Source organism: Hydrogeniiclostridium mannosilyticum (assembly GCF_003268275.1).
GTDB classification, from domain to species: Bacteria; Bacillota; Clostridia; order Oscillospirales; family Acutalibacteraceae; genus Hydrogeniiclostridium; species Hydrogeniiclostridium mannosilyticum.
In genome coordinates this window covers 144,540-166,069 of the sequence record NZ_QLYR01000001.1, presented here as the reverse complement: position 1 = coordinate 166,069, position 21,530 = coordinate 144,540, and the positions used below count along the sequence as shown (strand labels likewise).

Below are 21,530 nucleotides of genomic sequence, written 5' to 3'. Positions count from 1 at the left end.
AATGAAATGTATAGCAGAAAGAATGGAGGCAATCAAATGAATGAGTCGCGAGTATTTATGTTAAATGGCACGGATGTGCAAAAGATCGTTACCCGCTTAGAGGGTTTCTTTCGCACCGAGAAGGGTATGGAGGTGCAAAGCTCCGAGACTACGGAGGGCTATGTTATGCAGGCGAGCCAGCCGAAGGACGGATGGAAAACTCTTACGGGAATGCGGCTTGCCGTTACCGTGCAGATGACGGTTATGGGAAATCAATTGAATGTGAACATCGGCGAAGGACAGTGGTCGGATAAAATCGGCGCCGGAGCAATCGGTCTGTTTGTTGCATGGCCGCTGGCGATCACCGCCGGAATGGGTGCATTCAAACAGAAAAAGTTACCAGGCGAGGTGTTTCAGGTCATCGAAACTACCATTATGACCGGCGGCCAGCCTGTGGTTGTGACCGGCGCGGGTCAGACGGTGGCTGTGGGAATGATCGTGTGTCCGAGCTGCAAAGCGCAGCTCACCGCCGGCTCTAAGTTCTGCAATCATTGCGGAACAAAGCTCAACACAAAATGCCCGAATTGCGGTGCAGATATTACACAGGGAAGCGCATTCTGCTCCGAATGCGGACAAAAACTTTAAGAAAGGATTATTAAATTATGAAAGAACGCACACTTAAAACAAAATTGCTGACAGTTCTGCTGACTTTGTGCTTGGCACTGTCCATCGTACCGATTACGGCGTTTGCGGATTCCGGAGCGTATGCTGTTAAATTTTACCCCGGAGATTATGGAACCATGACTAAAAACGACCAGATTCCGTTTGTGTATTATGGCATTGACGATGACGTTAACAAGCCTTACTACTACAAGCTGCATGTATCCGAGACAGAGACTTTCGGCTTTGCCGGCAGCATCATGGATACTTTACTTCCAAATCAAGGATATGAGTTCGCCTACTGGACAGCCGATGCTACCGTATACCGGGTCGGCAGTGATACTGCAATTCCTGCCGGCACTGCTCTTTCCTCTGATCAAATACTGAACGGAGTTACCGTGAAAAGTGATGTGACATTCACGGCCCATTTTAGGCAGATTTCTGAATATCCTGAGGATTCAGAAATCACCACCGTTGAAATCATCGGCGCAACCCTTTCCTACAACCCCGGTGATGCGCCCCGGGCCACGGCTGCCGTAGCCGCCGCCGATCAGGGCAAGTACCGGATTGCAGATGAATGCTGGCAGGAGTTAAATGAAAACGATGTGGCCGTGGCTGTATGGCATTCCGACGACGGGGCATACAGCACCTTGCCGACCATTACTGCGTTTGAAAGCGGAAAAAAATATGTATATTCCATTCTGCTGATGCCGGAAAGGGAATATGACTTCGGCAGAGAAGTCGCCGCTACGGTGAACGGAAGCACAGTGACAGCGGTTCCCGCCACAGACGGATACCTGAGTCTTCCCAATGTTAAAACGATGATACCGACCGAGTCGGACAACCCAGCGGCAATTGACTTGATTGAGATAAATGATGTCACCGTCAGCTTTAAGGACGGAGATAAGCCGGTATTTACAGGATCGGTATCTGATGATGCAGCTTACGCATTCAGATGCGAATGGTGGAGCCTTGACAGCGACACAGGTATTCTTTCTACAGAGCCGGAGTGGGGTGGCGACATTTATAACAAAAAGATCACCGCTTTTGAAGCCGGAAAGACCTATCACTACGGTGTATATGTGACTGCCTATACTGCCGACATCTCCCCCGATGCCAAGCTAAAGATCAACGGCCGGGAAGTGGAGTACACTCGCATAGGCGATGAAAGTGACACCCAGAGCTTCTGGGTCGAAACCGACCTTACTATGACGCCTATCTCATACGGACATACACACAGCTACGGTACGGATTGGAAATACGATTCCACCAACCATTGGCACGAGTGCTCCTGCGGCGATAAGTCAGATTTAACTGCACACAGCTTTAAGTGGCTCGTTGACAAGGAAGCAACCGCAGCCGAAAAAGGCTCCAAGCACGAGGAATGCTCCGTCTGCGGCTACAAGAAGGCTGCCGTTGAAATTCCTGCGACCAGCTCCGGAAACGGCTCTGCCGACCGGCCCGCTAAGCCCGGTAATACATCTTCTCCGCAGACCGGCGATAACAGCAGACTTGCCTTGTGGTTTGCCGTTCTGTGCATCAGCGGCGGTGTCCTGACTGTGCTTGGCATTGCAAGCAGGAAGAAAAGTAAAAATGCCTTGAAATAAGGCTTAAATAAAGGAGGAAATCTTATGAAAAAATCAAAAAACCTTAACAAAAACTCAGGAGGGAAAGTCAGTATGAAATTGAAATCGGCACTTTTGTTATTACTCGTAGCAATATTCAGCATTTCAGGCATAATGACGGTCAATGCACTTACAATCAAGGACGACGGAAAATATACCCTGCTTCTTTCCTGTGTACCCAGCAGCGACGGCAAAATTGACGGCGATTATTCAAAAATGATAAAGTTTGACGTTGCAGACGGCGACACAACGGTAAGCTTATCCGAATTGACTGCGGGTGTCCTTCCGTTCAACGGCAAAACGCAATTTGCTTATTGGGCAACGGATTGGACAGGCGAAACAAGAGTCCCGGAGGATATACCCTTGTCCAATTTCAACTCTAAGGGTACCTTTTATGTAGAAGACGACGAGGTGGAATACACCAACGGTTTTGAGATTTACGCAGCATTCTCCGAGGAACCGTTAAAGGGAACAGGCACATATTACCTGACGCTTGACGGCGTCGGCGGCAAAGTAAACGGCAAGTATGAAATGACCCTGACAAGCAGCGCAAACGATTTTCAGACGGTTGATTTAACTCAATATGTTCCCGTAAGAGAGGACTTTACCTTTGTCGGCTGGGCTTTGAACGGCGAGTTTGTAACGGAAATATCGGCTGATTGCTTTAAGGAAAGCGACGCTGTAAAGGTTCTTGCAACTTTTACCGCAAATGCATTTTACGATAGCGATATAGTACTGACCTTAAATGCCAACGGCGGAACGCTTGACGGCAGCGAGGCTAAAAAGTACGACTATACAGGCGGCAGAGACTCGGGTGCAGAAATGTCACTTTTGCCCTATGTTCCCGTTAGAGAGGGCTATACCTTTAACGGCTGGAACACAAAAAGCGATGGCAGCGGAAACAATTATAAGTATCTTCATTGGAGACTTTGGGATAATAGCGAGGTAACAAATAATGAATTCGATAAAGATACTTTGATTAAATATGACGGCGGCTACGAACGATATAAAAATGTAACCTTGTACGCCTCCTGGACGAAAGCCTCCGGAGAGCCGGAAAATCCCGGTAAGGACACGGTGAAGGAACTCCAAAGCACGGGGGAGACAAAGGCAAAAATCGAATTTGCAACAGAGGTCAGCAAGGATTACAAGCTGGATATCAAGTCCATCGAGGTCAAGAAGGAATTGGCAGATAAGAATGTGAAATTCGTTGCGGACATCAATGTGCTGGACGGAAACAACAATGTTGTGAAGATCAGCAACACCAAAATGAAGATCAGAATTGCTCTGCCGGAGGATTTGAAAGGATATAAAAAATACGAGGTCGTTTATATTCTGAATGATGAAATTAAAGAAACCTTGCCTGCTGCAGTAGAAAATGGCTATATTGTATTTGAGACAAATCATTTGAGTCAGTACGGAATCGTTGGGACAAACACCGGCAATGAAACAATAAGCCCGAAAACCGGCGACAACAGCAATATGGCGCTTTGGATTGCCCTGCTGTTCGTATCCTGCGGCGGTGTAATCGGTACAACGGTTTACAGTAAAAGAAAGAAGCAGCAGGCTCGATAACCGATGATTGAGATTTTATCTCATTGACAACATCAGTTACAGGCGGTGACGGCTTAAAAACCGCCGCCGCCTTTTGCTTATCTAATCGCAGCTAACCATTTTTTACAAAAGAAAAAAGCAACTTCAAAGTGCAATGAAGTTGCTTAACGCTGTGCTTTCAGCTGTTCTGCCTGTTGGCACAATGCGATATATTTTTGAATTTCGGCATCAGACTTGCCGGAAAAGAAATCAATGACCAATTTAGAAATGTGCTCCGTAGTCATGTTTGAAAAGACAATGGAATCAAGACTGATATTTAGTTCCCGTGCAATTAGGAAAATGGTCTCCCCTTTGGGATTGCTATAGTTATTTTCCAGAGCAATGATGGTTCGGGTACTCATATTTAGTTTCGTTGCCAACTGTTGCTGTGTCAAATTTAACAGTTTCCGTTTTCTTCGCACTTCAGCGGCGAATTCATCAAGATAATTCGTCATTGTAACTCATCTCACATATATTTTAATGTGAGTTAAAGTTCCTATAAATATACTTGGGGTTCACATAAGATGAGGTTTAATTCATATTGTGTTATGTAGGAGTGTCTAAAATGAAAAAAAATATTGAAAGGGGTATCATATAAACTACAATACAGAATTGACTTCCTGCAAAACAACAATTCAGTTTCATCGTTATTTGCTAAGTTGAGCCGTGCTCATGAATGTGAGTTGCGGCTCATTTTATGTGTATTCCAGCTCTTTATAATACGATATTACTTTCCACCACCAAGAATATTACACTTTGTCTGTAATTATTTTGTAAGCACGCAGAGGGGCTTTTATGTCCTTATGCGTGCTTTTTCTTTTTATGTCCTGCAGAGAGCCCGTCCCCCGCCTCCGTGTTCAGTCTGTCACACGAAAACTCAGATTGAATTTACGGAGGAAAGCTATGTTTAATAAAAATAACGGCTCTAATGAGCATGACATATTACAGAACCAGTTCACATCCTATCTGTCTTTTGCAATCAGTAATGCAAGGATTGATTTCATCCGTGCGAAAATTGCAAGATTGAAACGGGAGCAGGCAACGGATCAGTATGAACTATTGTTTGCACAGGAGGTTTTTGAAATGGAGGTGTTCTTTGAAAATGAATCTCTTTCACAGGCGATCAAAGATATACGAGAAAAGGAACGCTATGTTTTTCTTGCCAGGGTTCTGGAAGAAAAGAAATTCAAGACGATTGCAAAGGAACTGGGTATGGGTGAAAAGGGCGTTGCCGCTATTTATTACCGCACAGTAAAGAAGCTGCGTGATATGCTGGGAGGTGAAGATTGATATGAATTTCAAGGAGTTATTGCTGCAGGCCAAAGCCGGAGACGATAAAGCGTTAACGGAACTCTTGCTGATGTACCGTCCGTTACTCTTAAAAGAATCGATAGTTGACGGTGTATTTGACGAGGATCTGTTTCAGGAACTATGTATAGTCTTTCTGAAATGCGTTCGTAGGTTTCGGGTATAGCCGTATAAAATGAAAAACAGCAGGGGCGGAGTACGCCGATCTGGTGGATATGATTATGGAAAGCACCGACTCGATAGCAAGAACCAATTGAGAAATGAAACGGGCTACTATATTCAGTATCCCCCTGCGGCCTGCAGCGCCCTGTTTTTTCTGTATATGGATATATTTTTCCTGAAACCGTCCTTTTCTCACGACACAGTCGTTTTCAGCATAAGCGAGTGCTTCTCTCGAACCTGTTTCCTGGTAGATATCTATTGTTGCAAAAAACGCGGGAGTATGATATTATAATTTTATATAAGTTTACAGAGTTGATTTTTGGGAAAAGGGCTTGATTTTTATGGCAGAGCAGAACATAATTTTATCAGGCAGGCAGGCAGGCAGGCAGGCAGGCAGGCAGGCAGGCAGGCAGGCAGGCAGGATAGTTTTGCCCATTTTTGCGTCTTTTTTACAATACAGAAACAGATAGGTGTGTTTCGTCCGTGGAATTACCACGGGCGGGATGCGCCTTTTTGCGTTCAGGCGTGAGAAAAATATTCAATGAAAGGAAGTAAAAAACATGAAAGCGAAACACAAATTTTTAAGCGTACTGTTGGTGCTCTGCATGGTTTCCTGTATGGTTCCGGCGGCGGTGTTTGCAGCGGACAATGTTCCTGACAGTGTATGGACGGACTATGCCGCAGCAGAATTTGCAGGCGGTACAGGAACCGAACAGGACCCCTATCAGATTGCGACTGCAGAACAATTAGCGAAGCTTTCGAAAGATGTAAGCGGGGGATCCAATTATCAGGGAAAGTTTTTTAAGCTTACGGAAAGCATTGATTTGAGCAGACATCGCTGGGTTCCCATAGGTATTTATAAATGGGGGTTAAGCGGAACATCTATTAACAAATCGTTTCAGGGTTTTCTTGATGGAAACCATAAGACGATCAGCGGCCTTATTGTAGATGAACGCACAGATAAGTATTCTGCCGGTTTCTTTGGAAACATTAGAAATATTGATGGAGGTACTGTAGGCGCAAAAGATTTAACCATTTCCAGTGCGAACATCTATGCCAATGAAGATGGGCTTGAGCAATTACATGCGGGTATTCTTGCGGGATATGCCCTGGCCAATCCGGATAAACAGATTGTATTTGAAAACATCTCCGTATCCGGTACGGTTGTAGTAGAAAGAACCGATGGCCATAACAATGTCGGCGGAATGATTGGGTATGGCGACCGGATCAAAGCAACAAACTGTAAAGCGGAAAATATATCGGTTACAGGCGCCAGCAACAGCGGCGGATTCATCGGCCTTGGCGGCGGCAGTTCTTTTGAAAATTGCAAGGCATCCGGAACTGTCTCCGGAACATGGGGGTTAGGCGGCTTTGTCGGATATAGCTATTCGACAAGACTAGATGGCACTGAACCATCTGTTTATGAAAAATGTGCCGCAGATGTAAAAATTGAAGGCTCTGACTGGAGGCTGGGCGGCTTCGCCGGTTATGCGGAGAGCGGAGAATTTGACAACTGTGTCGCTTTGGGCGATGTTGCCAGCACGGTCGATGGCTGGGAACCGAAGGTCGGCGGCTTTATCGGAGAGAGTGATAGTGTCGCCGCAACCGCTTGCCATGCAACGGGAACGGTAACCTCCGAATCCTCAACTTATGAAGCGGGCGGTTTTGTGGGCTGTTACACAGACGGCACATTTGAAGGCTGTTCGTTTGACAATGAGAAGAACAGCGGCTTGGCCGCTGCCGGTGATGGAACCATTTCGGCAGGAGTGGCAGGCGGCAACAGCGATGATGTGTTGGCCAATATCTGTAAAGATTACTATGGCGGCCATACCATGCAAAAGACCGACAAGGTGGAGGCTACCTGCACCACGGCCGGTAAGGAAGCATATTACACCTGTGAAGTTTGTCAGAAACACTTTGAGGACGAAGCTGGGAATACAGAGATCACAGACCTTGAAAACTATGGTGTGATAGAGAAAACAGGCCATACCATGAAAAAGACCGATAAGGTGGAAGCCACCTGCACCACGGCCGGCAAGGAAGCATATTACACCTGTGAAGTCTGTCAGAAGCATTTTTCCGATGCGGAAGGTAACAATGAAATTACCAAACTTGAGGAGTATGGTATTATCCCGGCAACCGAACATAAGGCAGGGACAGAGTGGAAACACAATGAAACCAGCCATTGGAATGAATGCATGAATAACTGCGGAGAAAAGCTGAATGAAGCTGCCCATAGTTATGAGTGGGTTGTTGACAAGGAAGCGACCGCCACAGAAGCCGGATCAAAGCATGAAGAATGCACTGTCTGCGGCTATAAGAAAGCGGCGGTGGAAATTCCAGCCACGGGAACGACAGACCCCACCGATCCACCAAAACCGACTGATCCTGATAAGGAAAATTCCGGCACGGGAACAGACAGCCCGCAGACTGGAGACACCAACCATATGATGGTTTGGATTGTGGTTATGCTACTGGCAGGTGCGGGGTTGACCAGTACAGTCCTTTATGGCAGAAAGAAAAAATATAGCAAATAACCTGGTATAAAAGAGCCGGGGAATGGATTTATTCATTCCCCGGCTCTTTTTTTAATATTTCATGTGCTGGGCTCTCATTGCAGCCTGCCGTGCCGTGTATCTTTCGGGATTGTTTTCTTGATTTTTTACCTTTAAAGAAGATATAGTACAATGAAATCGGTAGTGTATCAATATTTGGAGGTTTTAATATGAACGATACGGCGGAAATCAAACGCTTTCAGCAGCTTATGATTGTAGAAGAAAAGAGCGCGGCGACCATTGAAAAATATCTGAGAGATATACGATGTTTCTATGATTTTCTGATGGACAGACCAATCGGGAAAAGGGAAACCATCGCCTACAAAGAGCACCTGACGTCACGGTATGCTCCGGCCAGCGTCAATTCCATGCTGGTCGCACTTAACTGTTTCCTGCGGTTTATCGGACGGCGGGACTGCTGTGTGAAACCGCTTAGAGTCCAGCGGCAGATTTTTAGCAGAGAGGATAAGGAACTTTCTGTGAGGGAATATCAGCAGTTGATAAAGGCGGCGAAAAACACCCGGATATCGCTGGTCATTCAGACCATCTGCGGTACTGGTATCCGTGTGAGCGAGCTGCAATATATCACTGCTGAAGCAGTGCGGGCAGGCAAAGCAGTGGTCAACTGCAAAAATAAGACGCGGGTCATTTTCATCCCCACGTCGATTCAGAAGCTGTTAAAGCCATATATGAAAAAATCCGGCATTACGGCCGGAACAATTTTTGTGACCAAGAGTGGGAAACCATTAAATCGGAAGAACATCTGGAGGGATATGAAAGCCCTTTGCGAACGGGCGGGGGTATCTCCAAACAAGGTGTTCCCACACAATCTGCGCCATCTGTTTGCCCGGGCATTTTATTCGCTCGAAAAGGACATTGTGCGTCTGGCCGATTTGCTGGGCCACAGCAGCGTTGATACCACACGCATTTATACCATGGAAACCGGAAACGAACACAGATGCCGGCTGGAACGAGTCGAAAAATTACTGATGACATAAGACTGATTATGTCGTCAAGTCCACATAACTATACCATTTTATTTTATTCTATCATATCATAATCCGACCTGTTTCGCAATATATATCGTTAAAAAAGCCACGAAAACCAAGCCGGGATTACTTATCTTTTTCTTCCGGCTGTTTTTTCGCGCCCTTTTGATTTACCGAAGATATTTCGGGATCTTTTTTACACATATATAAGTTGATTCATTGTTCGATTTCCATTGCTGTCTGCGACATAATCAGTCTTATGTCGTCAAGCTACAGGAAAATAAAATAAAGGACGGTGATTGTCGGCTATGGGAGTTCCGGAGCAAGCAACGCCGAAATCTTCGCGGCTGAAAATCGTCATTATAATTCTGGCTGTCCTGCTGGTACTCAGCGCGGGCGGCCTTGCGGCGCGTTATATCTATCTTCAATTCTTTGCCCCGGCACAGTCTACGGCAACCGTGCCGGATAACCTGATCGGCCAAGAAGACGCGGAGCCGCAGAAAGATCCGGCAGAAAACAGCAGCCAGCCGGGAACAGCCTCCACGGCCGACGGCGAATCTGCCGCCAGCCGGACAGATACGTCCAATGGCGGTAATGGGGCTGGTGAAAACAACTCCGCCGCGGCGGACAAGCCCGTTGCCGTTAAGCTGGAACTATATGAGGGAAAGCCGGGCGACAACCAGCGGTTTGAAGTAAAAAACATGATGCCCGGCGATACCGAGACAAAGTATTTTTGTATCCGAGCGCACCATAACGCAGACTTAGAGCTGTTTTTTAAGACAGAAGTTACAGAGCAGACCAAAAACCTCGTTGATGTGCTGCATATCAAGGTCACCCATCTGGAAACCGGTAAGGTGCTGTGCGACGCGCCTTTTTCCGAAGTAAACGGCAGCGAGTTCTCCGAACTGCTCAAAAAGAATGCGGAAGGCAAGACGACCGCCTATTATCGGATCGACGTATCGCTGGACACTTCGGTCGGCAACGAGTATCAGGCGGCGGCGCTGAAAGCGGACTTTGAATGGTATGTCAAGGATGAGGGCGGACTGACCCCGCCGCAGACCGGCGACAATACGAATATTGTGCTATGGGTAGTTTTAGCAGGTTCGTCCTTGCTGTTGCTTGTATTGCTTTGGAAACGCAGAAAGGAGGACGGACAGCATGAGCAGGCCTAAAACCGCAAAAAAGCTGACGGCAAGTATTGCCACTGTTATAATCCTTGCTGTCTGTCTTTGCATCACGACTTTTGCGCTTGCCTATTCTATGGTGGCTGTAGACAATAACCTTTTTCAGACAGGCGAGATTAAGGTTAATCTTAATGACGGCAAACCGGTGATTGAAGAAGACGAATTCCTGTTTGAGCCGGGTATGACGGTGGAAAAGGATTTCTTCCTCGAAAATCAGGGAACATGGGATGTGTATTATAAGCTGTACCTCGACAATGTGGAGGGCGGCCTGGCCGATGTGCTGGACGTGAGCATCCGGAATGGAGATACCGTGCTGTACAGCGGTAAAGCTACTGATTTGCAGAAAGAACAGACCACCGCGGCGAACGATATTTTGAAACTGAACGAGCGCCGGGAGCTGACGATCACATTCCATTATCCCGAGGAAGCCGGTAACAGCGGACAGACCCAATATCTCTCTTTCGATTTGAAGGCTGACGCGGTACAGACCAAAAACAATCCGCAGCAATTATTTGACTGAAAATCCGGTGCCAACGGCAATGAGTTGATGACATAATGCCACAAGGCATACCCAATGTGCAAGGAGGAAAAAGCTATGCAAATTGCACAACTGGTGAAATTCACCACGGGGGGGGGTATAACAGCCCCGCTTTAGGCAATATGCTGAACCTTTCGGAAAAGTGGGGAAGAACCAAGACTTAATAGCCTCTCTGATTTTTGGCGGCATTTCTTCGGAGAGCGCTTATCCCGGAAAAAGCCGACAAAATTATATGGGAGTGTTAGAACAATGACACAGAGCAAACATACCAAGCGCGCACTGCTGGCGAGCATCCTGTCCGTCGTGCTGTGTGCGGCCATGCTGATAGGAAGCACCTTTGCATGGTTCACTGATTCCGTGACAAGCGGAAACAACAAGATCGTCGCAGGCAATCTGGACATTGAATTGGAGTACACTACAGATTTTGAGACATGGAACCCTGTACAGGACGCAACAGAGCTCTTTAAGAAAGACGCCCTTTGGGAACCCGGCCATGCGGAGGTTGTCTATCTGCGCATCAAAAATCTGGGAAGCTTGGCGCTTAAGTACAAATTCGCCATGAACATTGATTCCGAAACTGAGGCGACCAATGTAAATGGCGAGACCTTTAAACTATCCCAATACCTGAAATATGGTGTGGTAGAAGATCAGAAAATGGCTTTTGACAATCGTGATGCAGCGGTTAGCGCTGTGAAAAATCCTGCTGCGCTGACAGAGTACAGCAAGGAAGGGACTCTTAACGCGAAAGCGGAAGACGAATATCTTGCGATTGTTGTATATATGCCCACAGAGGTCGGCAACGAAGCTAACTATCGCGGTGATGTGATCCCCTCTGTTGATCTGGGCGTGAACCTTGTTGCTACGCAGACCCCGTACGAAGCGGACGGCTTTGGCAACGATTATGACGCAAATGCGGAATATCCGGTTATAGCCGATGCCCACCATGACGCAGAAACGAGTGAAGAACTCCTGACTGCTTTGTCTGAGGCTAAAGAAGGCGAAACAACCGCTATTCATTTGAAAGATAATATTGTGCTGGATCAAATCGGAAATCCCGGCGATACTTGGAAATATCACTATAAAATCAGCGGTGATAAAGAAGTAATTTTTGACCTTGCGGGGAAAGAAATTACCTTTAAAAAAGGTGTTAATGATTCATATTTTACCGGAGGAATACTGGCTGACGGCAGTGATGTTACGTTCCTGAACGGTACGGTGAATGTAAGCGACTGTACAGCTGTATATACGAAAACATCCAAAAGCAATTCAGTCTTTAGAAATGTCACCTTTAACGTAACGGGAAATTCTTCGAGTTATGGCGTCCAAGGCGTTGGCTTCACTGAATTTGAAAACTGTAAATTCAATGTAAGCGGCGATGGCTATGGGATATTCTGTTCAAGACCAACCTCTGTTGCTGACTGTTCCTTTAAATTGGAGGGCTCTGCGATAGGTATCCAGATGAACAACCATTGTAATGGAAATATTATCAGAAACAGCAAGTTTGAGGTTGCTGGCGGTACCGCTATTTATGTCAACAATCAGTCTGATACGGAGATCAGCGATGTCACGATTGCGCTGAGCGGTACAAAGTCTGCAACAGGCATACGGGTATCAGGAGATTGTTCTGCGGTCATAGGCGAAAATGTTGTTGTTACAAATAGTAATACGGCATCTATTGCGCCGGAGCTGGTTCGCGGAAGTCTGAATTTTGTAAATATCACGATAGCAGACGGCTTTAAGATTGAAACCGACAGTGAACAGGTTGATTATACAAATGGATATTCCCCTGCGTCTGCATACAAAAACGGAACGTATTGGAAAACTACTCCAGCATCCGGCAACTGATGCTATATTTTTAAAGTTGTCAGAGATACAACACGATCGCATGGAATCTGCCCCTCAGGGGTGGAAATATGCGGCATAGGAGTTACATACGTCCCATTGAAAAAGTTCACAAGGAGGATGAATAACAATGACACAGAGCAAACATACGAAGCGCGCACTGCTGGCGAGCATCCTGTCTGTCGTGCTGTGTGCGGCCATGCTGGTGGGTTCCACTTTTGCATGGTTCACTGATTCCGTGACAAGCGGAAACAACAAGATTGTCGCGGGAAATCTGGACGTGAAGCTGGAGTACAGCACAGACCTGCAGAACTGGGAGGATGTTGACACAAACACTAACGTATTCAAGGATGGAACCCTTTGGGAGCCTGGCTATACCGAGGTCGTCTATCTACGGGTATCAAACGCAGGCTCGCTGGCGCTCAAGTACAAGTTCGCTATCCATGTAGCGGATAAGGTGATTGGTCAGACGGCGGACGGTAAGGAGATCGACCTGTCGAACTTTATCAAGTTTGGTGTTGTGGCTGCTCCGGAAACTGCTTATTCTCAGGACGCGGCCGGCCGTGCAGCTGCGAGGGAGGCTGTTGCCACTGACGCCCAGCTTATTTCTGCCGGCTATTCCAAAGAGGGAGCTATGGTGAAAAACGCGGATCCCGAAGTTCTGGCGATGGTCGTTTATATGCCGGAGGACGTCGGCAACGAAGCCAACCATGGTACAGGCAAACAGGCGCCTTCTATTGATATGGGCATCAGCCTGGTTGCAACACAGGATACCGTGGAGAAAGACAGTTTTGGAAACGATTATGACGAGGATGCGGCTTATCCGATAGAGTATGCCGCGACAGAGGCGCAGTTGAAGGACGCCATTGCAAACGTGGAGAATGGCGGTGCTGTGATTCTGACCGATAATATTCAGCTGAGTGAGGCCGCTCCGATTACGGTCGAAGACGGAAAATCCGTTACCGTGGATATGAACGGCAAAACATTGACCAATGCGAAAGATATCTGGAATCAGCAGAAAAACAATTGGTCTGTTTTCTCTGTCAGAGGCGGCGAACTGACCATCACCGGAAACGGGACTGTTCAGGCAAAGGAAAATGATTCTTATGTAGCGGATCTTCAGTATGGCGGCAAGCTGACTATCGAGAGCGGCACGTTCATCGGAAATATTTCCGCCGTATATGTACATACCGGAGAACTGATTATTAATGGCGGAACATTTAACATTCAGCAGCTAGAGGACGGTACGGGTGCAGATCAGTATAGATTCATGCTGAATTGTTACGACCAGAACTATGAAAACGATACGGCCAAAATCACCGTCAACGGTGGCCGCTTCCATGTCTTCAATCCGGCTGACAATGCTGCAGAGGGTAAAGGTACCAACTTTGTGGCTGCTGGTCTTAGCGTAGTCGAGAACGATGGATGGTACACAGTCGGCAAAGCCGCTGCCAACGCCGAAGAACTGGGGGAAGCCGTTGAGCAAGGCGGCACTGTTATCCTGACGGAAAACGTCAGCCTGTCGAGTCCGCTGGCACTGTCGGATGAAAAAGTGCAAATCAACTTGAACGGCAAGGAACTCAAGAGCACGGCAACACTCAATTTAATTAATGCAACCGGCTCGGCGGACGTGACCGTGTCAGGCGGTAAGCTTTCTGTTGATAATAAAAATAAGGCCTCTGTTGTATTCGCACAGGATTCAGCCAAGGTCTGCATTGAGAACTGCGATATCATCTATCCTCAAGGCATGGGCTATGCTGTTTCTACAAACGGCAGTCAATCAAAAGATGCGGCCGTGGTTATGCGGAACACCAATATTACCGCTAATCAGAATTATGCCTGTTATTTTCCGGCAGGTACCATAACAATGGAAAACTGCAATGTGACGGGCGCGGTGATTATTTCCGGCGGCGATGTGACCATTGACGGCGGAACCTATACGGCGGACGGCTACAGCGGTCAGCCGAAAATCTGGCATAAAGACGATACAATCAGTTATATGAAGAACTTTGCCCAAAAAGACGGCTGTGGACATATGGGCGATGCTATTCTGATTATGGACCGCAGAAGCAGCGGCTATGGCGCACCCAATGTGACCATCCGGAATGCGACCTTTAATACGGAGCTGACCCTGAAAGATGGCAGCAAAGCGGCCGCTTATGCCATCAAGTATGTTGACTACAATAATATTCCCGACGCGGAGCGCGGAAGGCTGAATATTACAGGCAACACCTATAATCATAAATTGGCCGGCGGGCAGGAGCCACTTATGTTTATCGGGATTGACGGAACGGATATCGCATATCCTGCTCAGTAGTATGATTGAATTTTTCAGCGGCTTTTCGGAAAGGACGATAAAATCACACAGGAGGGATTACAAATGGCCAACAGCAAACATACGAAACGCGCACTGCTGGCAAGCATCCTGTCCGTCGTGCTGTGTGCGGCCATGCTGGTGGGTTCCACCTTTGCATGGTTCACCGATTCCGTCACCAGCGGCAACAATAAGATTGTGGCGGGCAATCTGGATGTAGAGCTGGAGTACAGGAACCAGGAGGGCAAATGGAACCCCGTTACAGAGACTACCAAGCTGTTTCAGGAAGACGCGCTTTGGGAGCCGGGACACACGGAAGTGGTCTATCTTCGGGTGAAAAATGCCGGAACGCTGGCGCTGAAATATCAGCTTGCGGTGACAGCGGCAAACGAAACCACCTTTACCAACGCGCTCGGCAAGGAGGGCTGCCGCCTTTCCGACTATCTGGTATTCGGGCAGGTAGAAAGCGATACGGAAATTGTCGAATATGCGACCCGCGAGGAAGCATGGGCAGCGGCGGGCGACACGTTGGGACTTTCCGATTATACCAAAGAAAGCGAACTGTATCCAGAGGAAATAGATGGCAAGCCCTCCGAGCAGTACATCGCCCTTGTGGTGTATATGCCCACAGAGGTCGGCAACGAAGCCAACTATCGCGGCGATGCGGTTCCCTCTATCGATCTGGGCGTGAACCTTGTTGCCACGCAGACCCCGTACGAAGCGGACAGCTTTGGCGACAATTATGACAAGGGAGTCGGCTCTGGCAATATTACCATTGCCGCAGGCGGAACCATTACAGACGCGGACGGAACAAAGATTGATATTCCGGCAAACGCTGTAGCCAAGGATATGAGCGCGGTGCTCTCGGTTAAAAAAGTGTCTTCTGCCGCTACGTCTGTTTCCTATGATATTTCCCTGTGTATGCCGGACGGTTCGCCGGTAACGCTGTCTGCTCCCGCCGTTGTCACAAAGACCATTGATAAAAATCTGACCAGCGTGACGGTATCCCATAACGGTACGGCTATGACGAAGGCAGACAGTGCGGAGAATTTGCAGGATCAGCAATTTCATTACGATCCCAACACCGGGCTCCTGACCCTGTCAACCTCTACGTTCAGCCCGTTCGAAATACGTTGGGGAACAATTTACACGGTCAAAAGCGCTAACAATTTATTGTCCCTCCAATATGGAGGCACCTTCCTTTTTGAAAAAAACCTTACCTATCCCAAAGCCCTGACTACTAAAAATGAATGTGTTATCGATCTGCAGGGACATACGCTGTCTATCAGCCATAAAAACGGCCTGACTGTAAGCGGCGGGAAATGCATTATTAAAAACGGTACGATTGTCTGCACAGCCGCAAGCGCATCCAGCGGCCCGATATTGGTAATGGGGGATGCGGATGTTACCATTGAAAACTGTACGCTTTTATCAAAAGCCAGTCAGGCGTTAACGATCTCCACCAATGGTTCGCAATCTCTTAATTCCAAACTGCATATTAAGAATTCTACAATCGGACAAACCGCGGACGCAACCGGGCGTGGCTATGCCGGATATTTCCCTGCCGGAAAGGTTGTTTTGGAAAACTGCGATGTGACCGGACATATCATGGTAGCCGGCGGGAGCTTTACCATTGACGGCGGCCAATACCACGCGACAGGTTTTAATAATCAGGCGAAGGTTTTTGATCAGCAGGCTACTATTGATTTTATAAAAACCAGCGAACAGCTTGGTGCGGCGAACACTTTTGGCGATTGTGTGCTGATCTATGACAGGCGTGACAGCGATAGCTATAAAATCACGGATGTTACCATTAAAAACGCGGTTTTCGATACGGAAATCACGCTCTCTGACGACAGCCGTGCATCCGTATACGCTGTCAAGTACGTCGATCTTGGCAAGAGCAGCGCCGATCCTATATCCTGCGTTTTGGAAAATAATACGTATCGCCACCAGCTGGCGGATGGAAAAACTCCTCTCATGTTTGTGGATCTTGAGGGGAATAATCTCACGGGAAATCAGATAATTCGCTGAAGTTCACAAGGTTAAACGATCGTTTCATCTGGAATGTGAAGGATGAGAAGCCCTCTCTCCATAATGGGGAGAGGCAATCAAAGGGCATAAGCATATGTTTGTGCCTTTTGACTGCCTGAAATTGGGCAGGCGAAAGGAGTGTTGGAATGAAAAAAGCGTTACATATCATTAAAAATATATTTGTCTGGCTGGTAGTGATATTAGCTGTTTGTATGATGATCTTCACTATTGTCTCGGTCAACACCTTTGACCGTGCCGACCGGAGCCTGTTTGGTTTCCACGCCTTTATTGTGCGTTCGGATTCCATGAGCGCGACTGATTTCAGCGCAGGCGACCTGGTGTTGGTAAAAGAGGTTGATCCTTCCACCCTACAGGCAGGGGATATTATTTCCTACCAGTCCACTAACCCCGAAAACTATGGCGAGGTTGTCACCCATAAGATTCGGGAATTGACGACCGACGCGGAGGGCAATCCTGGTTTTACCACCTACGGCACCACCACCGATACCAACGACGAAAGCATTGTAACATACAGCTTTGTGCTCGGAAAATACCAAGGCAGGCTGGCCGGGGTAGGAAACTTTTTCGCCTTTCTTAAAACCGTACCGGGATATATCGTCTGTATTTTTCTTCCCTTCCTTATTCTGATTCTCGTGCAGGGGATCAACAGTATCCGGCTGTTCCGGCAATATAAACGGGAGCAGCTTGCCGAACTGGAGGCCTTACGTGAAAAAGAACGGGCAGAAATGGCGGCGGAGCGGCAGCGGCTGGAGGAACAGCAGGCGGAATCGCAGAAGATGATGGCTGAGCTGCTGAAGCTGAAAAACGAATTGTCGGGCCGGGAATCGGCGGCGGAGGAACAGCAGGAGCAGTCGGAGGAGAAAGAATCCGTTCTATAAGGTGAATACGCGCTGAATGTGATTTTACATATGGTTAAAGTAAATTTAAGGAGGAAATAACAATGACAAACAGCAAACATACGAAACGCGCACTGCTGGCAAGCATTTTGTCCGTAGTTTTATGCTGCGCAATGCTCATCGGTTCCACCTTTGCATGGTTTACCGATTCCGTCACCAGCGGCAACAATAAGATTGTGGCGGGCAATCTGGATGTAGAGCTGGAGTACAGGAACCAGGAGGGCAAATGGAACCCCGTTACAGAGACTACCAAGCTGTTTCAGGAAGACGCGCTTTGGGAGCCGGGGCACACGGAAGTGGTCTATCTTCGGGTGAAAAATGCCGGAACGCTGGCGCTGAAATATCAGCTTGCGGTGACAGCGGAAAATGAAACCACCTTTACCAACGCGCTCGGCAAGGAGGGCTGCCGCCTTTCCGACTATCTGGTATTCGGGCAGGTAGAGAGCGGCACCGAGATTGCCAAATATGCGACCCGCGAGGAAGCATGGGCAGCGGCGGGCGACACGTTGGGACTTTCCGATTATACCAAAGAAAGCGAACTGTATCCAGAGGAAATAGATGGCAAGCCCTCCGAGCAGTACATCGCCCTTGTGGTGTATATGCCCACAGAGGTCGGCAACGAAGCCAACTATCGCGGCGATGCGGTTCCCTCTATCGATCTGGGCGTGAACCTTGTTGCCACACAGTATACATATGAAACAGATAGCTTTGGCAACGATTATGATGCAGATGCGGTTTTACCCGGAGGCTGGCAAAAGGTTGATTCAGCCGACGATATTAGTGGAGATGGAAAATACATCCTCTCGACTGATATTACCGAGACGGTCACATTAAATCCTGAGAACAACGCTGTTATAGACTTAAACGGGAAAAATCTCACCAACGGGCTTACAGTAAACGGCAACGTGACCATTATGGACAACAGCACGGGAGAAGAGAAAGGCACTACAAATGGGATAAGCGCCCGAAAGGATGCTGTTCTTACTATAGAATCCGGAACCCATACGAAGATAAGCTCCTCTTCCGCTACCGTTGTTATTAACGGCGGAACAATCACCGGCCAAAATACAGCGGGGCACTCTCATTGGATCATTAACGACGGCCACTTTTCCAGCACAGGGACATTATTTAATACAACACAGGGCGAAACAATTGAAATAAACGGCGGAACATTCGATGGAATAATGAACTTTGGCAATAAGGCAAATCCCGCCACTGTAACCATCAATGGAGGAACTTTTAACAGCGATGTATCTGCCACCTACGGAACATGGAATATCAATGATGGTATCTTTAACGGTCCTGTTTACGCTTCTGTATCGAAAGGATATGAATATGCGACCTGCCATATTTCAGGCGGAACCTTTAACCACACCGGAAATAAATGCGGCCATGGGGATAGCCATTACATGTTTTACGGAAATTCAAGCAATCCCCAAAATTATTACCAAGGCTACACTATCACCGGCGGAAGCTTTAAAACAGATCCTACAAACTATATGAATAATAATTCCGGCACGGTAACAGAGTCTGATGGCTATTTTATAGTCTCTAAATAAAGAACAAAAACATTGAAAAGTTCATAAGGAGAAAGAACAACAATGACACAGAGCAAACATACGAAGCGCGCACTGCTGGCGAGCATCCTGTCCGTCGTGCTGTGTGCGGCCATGCTGATAGGAAGCACCTTTGCCTGGTTTACAGACAGCGTTACCAGCGGGCATAACAAGATTGTAGCCGGTAATCTGGATGTGGAACTGGAGTATTGGGATGAAGAGACCCAACAGTATGTCAGTGCAAAGGACGCCGTCCTTTTTGACGAGACGACCCAGTGGGAGCCAGGCCATGCTGAGATTGTGTATCTCAAGGTGTCCAACAAAGGAAACCTGGCTTTGAAGTACCGGCTTTCCACGATTGATACCTTTGAGTATCGGTATTCTTACAACCGGGACGGCGAACCAATCCTTTTATCCGATTATCTGGAATTGGGAATTGTGGCTGACAAAAACGCGGCCAAGGGTACCTTTGCAAAAAGAGAAGACGCTCTGAAGGCCATCACCGAATCGGTTGATTATGATAGTTTCACGCAGGAAAAGACACTTCTGCCGGCGAAGGACGGACAGGAATCCGCGGATTATCTGGCGTTCCTGGTCTATATGCCGGAAACTGTAGGCAATGAAGCCAATCATGTGGGCGATGACGCTCCATGGATCCGTTTTTCTTTGGCTGTGACAGCTACACAGGTGGAGAGCGAATCGGATAGCTTTGGCAATGATTATGATAAAGACCTGCCTTATCCGCTGAGTGATACCGGTGATGCAAAGAAAAACGGCACCTTGTTGTACAATGCGTTGCAGTCAGAAAAACCAGCGTATCTGCTGGGTGGAGACGCTGACCGTTACTATGGCTGGTCTATAGGGTTCCAGACAAAACTGGATTTGAATGGAAATACATTGACTACAACCGGTCAAAATGCTTTGATTCATGTGAATCAGGGCGGTAATTTGACAATTACAGGAAACGGTACAGCGGACGCTTCTAAAGCAAAGGAAAAAAATGGAACAGCAGTGACTGTGGATGCCGGCGGTAAGCTGACTATCGAAAGCGGTACCTTTATCGGCCGAAATAATGCCAGCTGCATTTTCAACGACGGCGGCGAAATTGTGATTAAAGGCGGATTGTTCAGCTGCGATGGAATTGATGCGGACGGCAGGCCTTACGTCCTGAATCAGCGGGATAACAGCACGGGAACGATTACCGTTTATGGAGGAACCTTCATTAACTGTGATCCGTCTCATACTGGCACGGAGCCGGCCGGACAAAACGATAATTTTGTGGCGGATGGTTACAAGGTTATTTCTGAAACTAAGGACAATGGGGATATCTGGTATACGGTTGTTCCGGATCCAGAAGCAGGAACGCAGGTTTCCAACGCTGACGAATTGATGAAAGCCGCAGAAAACGGCGGGAAAATCCGTTTGACAAAGGATATTGCCCTGAGCGCCGACCTCCGTTTTGCTGACGGCACCGTTCTGAATATGAATGGCAAGACGCTGACCGTCAACGATGGAAAAGGCTCCCTGAAAACAACGGAGGGGACAGGGACCTTAACCATTGAGGGCAACGGCGTTATAAACGGCGTCCTCTATGCAGACAGAAAATTCAATAACGGCGGCACTCTGATTGTCAATGCGGGTGAAAACTTTATGGTTAATTCCAAGTCAGAGAATGGTTGGGCTGTGTATGGCGGTATGGGCTCCAAGATTGTACTCAATGGCGGTGCCTACAATATCTCGGTAAAAGGAACGGCCGGTACAATCCATACGCTGGGCTCTTCCTTGACAGTAAGCAATGCTGTTATAAATGTAGGACCGGATTCGGTAATGAATGCTTATGGGATTTACTCAAATGCTTCTGAAAACGCTCTGACCGACGTTACGGTAAATGGTAAATACAGCATGGCGGTAAACCTGAAAAACGAAACAGGTAAAGCTGTGATTCAAGGCGGAACCTTTATTACCGACCGTACTGCTGATGGTTGGGCGCCTAACCCAACAATCCGTTATGCGGGTACCCTGGCTATTTCTGATGCGGCTATTACCCGCGTTGGAACGGGCATTGAGTACAGCAAAACGTGGTCGAAGCCTACAGCGGTAGAGGGGCTGACCATGGGCGGCTGTACGTTTACGCCGATTGGAACGGACAATAGCTACCTTGATACGGATTTTTCTAAATAAGGAATGAAAATCCGGTGCCAACAGCAATGAGCTGATGACATAATGCCGCAAGGCATACCCAATGTGCAAGGAGGAAAAAGCTATGCAAATTGC

General features: G+C 47.6%; 16 protein-coding genes. 15 read left to right on the top strand and 1 reads right to left on the bottom strand.

Annotated features, from left to right (window positions below):
• Nucleotides 1-36: 36 nt before the first annotated feature.
• The 3 genes from DPQ25_RS00795 to DPQ25_RS00785 all read left to right on the top strand — a co-directional run bounded on the left by DPQ25_RS00795 (nt 37) and on the right by DPQ25_RS00785 (nt 3,839).
• Nucleotides 37-624, top strand: a complete 588-nt coding sequence (locus DPQ25_RS00795; protein ID WP_242978174.1) for a zinc ribbon domain-containing protein — start codon at nt 37-39, stop codon at nt 622-624.
• A 17-nt stretch (nt 625-641) separates the two neighbouring features.
• Nucleotides 642-2,246, top strand: a complete 1,605-nt coding sequence (locus tag DPQ25_RS00790; RefSeq protein ID WP_112331275.1) for a hypothetical protein — start codon at nt 642-644, stop codon at nt 2,244-2,246.
• Nucleotides 2,247-2,318: 72 nt separating this feature from the next.
• Entirely contained in the window at nt 2,319-3,839 is a 1,521-nt protein-coding gene (locus tag DPQ25_RS00785; RefSeq protein WP_177576776.1) for an InlB B-repeat-containing protein, read from the top strand.
• A gap of 143 nt (nt 3,840-3,982) precedes the next feature.
• On the opposite strand, the gene DPQ25_RS00780 is transcribed toward DPQ25_RS00785, so the two are convergent.
• Nucleotides 3,983-4,312, bottom strand: a complete 330-nt coding sequence (locus DPQ25_RS00780) for a helix-turn-helix domain-containing protein (RefSeq protein WP_112331273.1) — start codon at nt 4,310-4,312, stop codon at nt 3,983-3,985.
• A gap of 448 nt (nt 4,313-4,760) precedes the next feature.
• Between DPQ25_RS00780 and DPQ25_RS00775 the strand changes: the two genes are divergently transcribed.
• The 12 genes from DPQ25_RS00775 to DPQ25_RS00715 all read left to right on the top strand — a co-directional run bounded on the left by DPQ25_RS00775 (nt 4,761) and on the right by DPQ25_RS00715 (nt 21,437).
• Entirely contained in the window at nt 4,761-5,147 is a 387-nt protein-coding gene (locus tag DPQ25_RS00775; protein ID WP_177576775.1) for a sigma-70 family RNA polymerase sigma factor, read from the top strand.
• Between the two features lies 1 nt (nt 5,148).
• Nucleotides 5,149-5,331, top strand: a complete 183-nt coding sequence (locus DPQ25_RS00770) for a helix-turn-helix domain-containing protein (protein ID WP_112331271.1) — start codon at nt 5,149-5,151, stop codon at nt 5,329-5,331.
• 556 nt (nt 5,332-5,887) lie between these two features.
• Nucleotides 5,888-7,864 (top strand): GLUG motif-containing protein, encoded by a 1,977-nt coding sequence (locus tag DPQ25_RS00760; RefSeq protein ID WP_112331269.1) that lies wholly within the window; start codon nt 5,888-5,890, stop codon nt 7,862-7,864.
• 188 nt (nt 7,865-8,052) lie between these two features.
• On the top strand, nt 8,053-8,880 hold the full coding sequence (locus DPQ25_RS00755) for a tyrosine-type recombinase/integrase (protein WP_112331268.1): 828 nt from the start codon (nt 8,053-8,055) through the stop codon (nt 8,878-8,880).
• Nucleotides 8,881-9,179: 299 nt separating this feature from the next.
• Nucleotides 9,180-10,043, top strand: coding sequence for an LPXTG cell wall anchor domain-containing protein (locus DPQ25_RS00750; protein ID WP_112331267.1), 864 nt, complete (start codon nt 9,180-9,182; stop codon nt 10,041-10,043).
• Nucleotides 10,030-10,575 carry a TasA family protein gene (locus DPQ25_RS00745; RefSeq protein ID WP_112331266.1) on the top strand — a complete coding sequence of 182 codons (546 nt, stop codon included), beginning with the start codon at nt 10,030-10,032 and terminating at the stop codon, nt 10,573-10,575. Before DPQ25_RS00750 ends, DPQ25_RS00745 begins: the two co-directional genes overlap by 14 nt.
• 267 nt (nt 10,576-10,842) lie before the next feature.
• Entirely contained in the window at nt 10,843-12,438 is a 1,596-nt protein-coding gene (locus DPQ25_RS00740; RefSeq protein ID WP_112331265.1) for a right-handed parallel beta-helix repeat-containing protein, read from the top strand.
• Nucleotides 12,439-12,565: 127 nt separating this feature from the next.
• Nucleotides 12,566-14,752 carry a TasA family protein gene (locus DPQ25_RS00735; protein ID WP_112331264.1) on the top strand — a complete coding sequence of 729 codons (2,187 nt, stop codon included), beginning with the start codon at nt 12,566-12,568 and terminating at the stop codon, nt 14,750-14,752.
• Nucleotides 14,753-14,815: 63 nt separating this feature from the next.
• The gene (locus DPQ25_RS00730; RefSeq protein WP_112331263.1) at nt 14,816-16,783 is read left to right on the top strand and encodes a TasA family protein; all 1,968 of its coding nucleotides are present in this window, start codon (nt 14,816-14,818) and stop codon (nt 16,781-16,783) included.
• A 146-nt stretch (nt 16,784-16,929) separates the two neighbouring features.
• Nucleotides 16,930-17,682 carry a signal peptidase I gene (locus tag DPQ25_RS00725; RefSeq protein WP_112331262.1) on the top strand — a complete coding sequence of 251 codons (753 nt, stop codon included), beginning with the start codon at nt 16,930-16,932 and terminating at the stop codon, nt 17,680-17,682.
• Between the two features lie 62 nt (nt 17,683-17,744).
• Nucleotides 17,745-19,259, top strand: coding sequence for a TasA family protein (locus tag DPQ25_RS00720; protein ID WP_112331261.1), 1,515 nt, complete (start codon nt 17,745-17,747; stop codon nt 19,257-19,259).
• 42 nt (nt 19,260-19,301) lie between these two features.
• Nucleotides 19,302-21,437 carry a SipW-dependent-type signal peptide-containing protein gene (locus DPQ25_RS00715; protein ID WP_112331260.1) on the top strand — a complete coding sequence of 712 codons (2,136 nt, stop codon included), beginning with the start codon at nt 19,302-19,304 and terminating at the stop codon, nt 21,435-21,437.
• Nucleotides 21,438-21,530 lie beyond the last annotated feature (93 nt).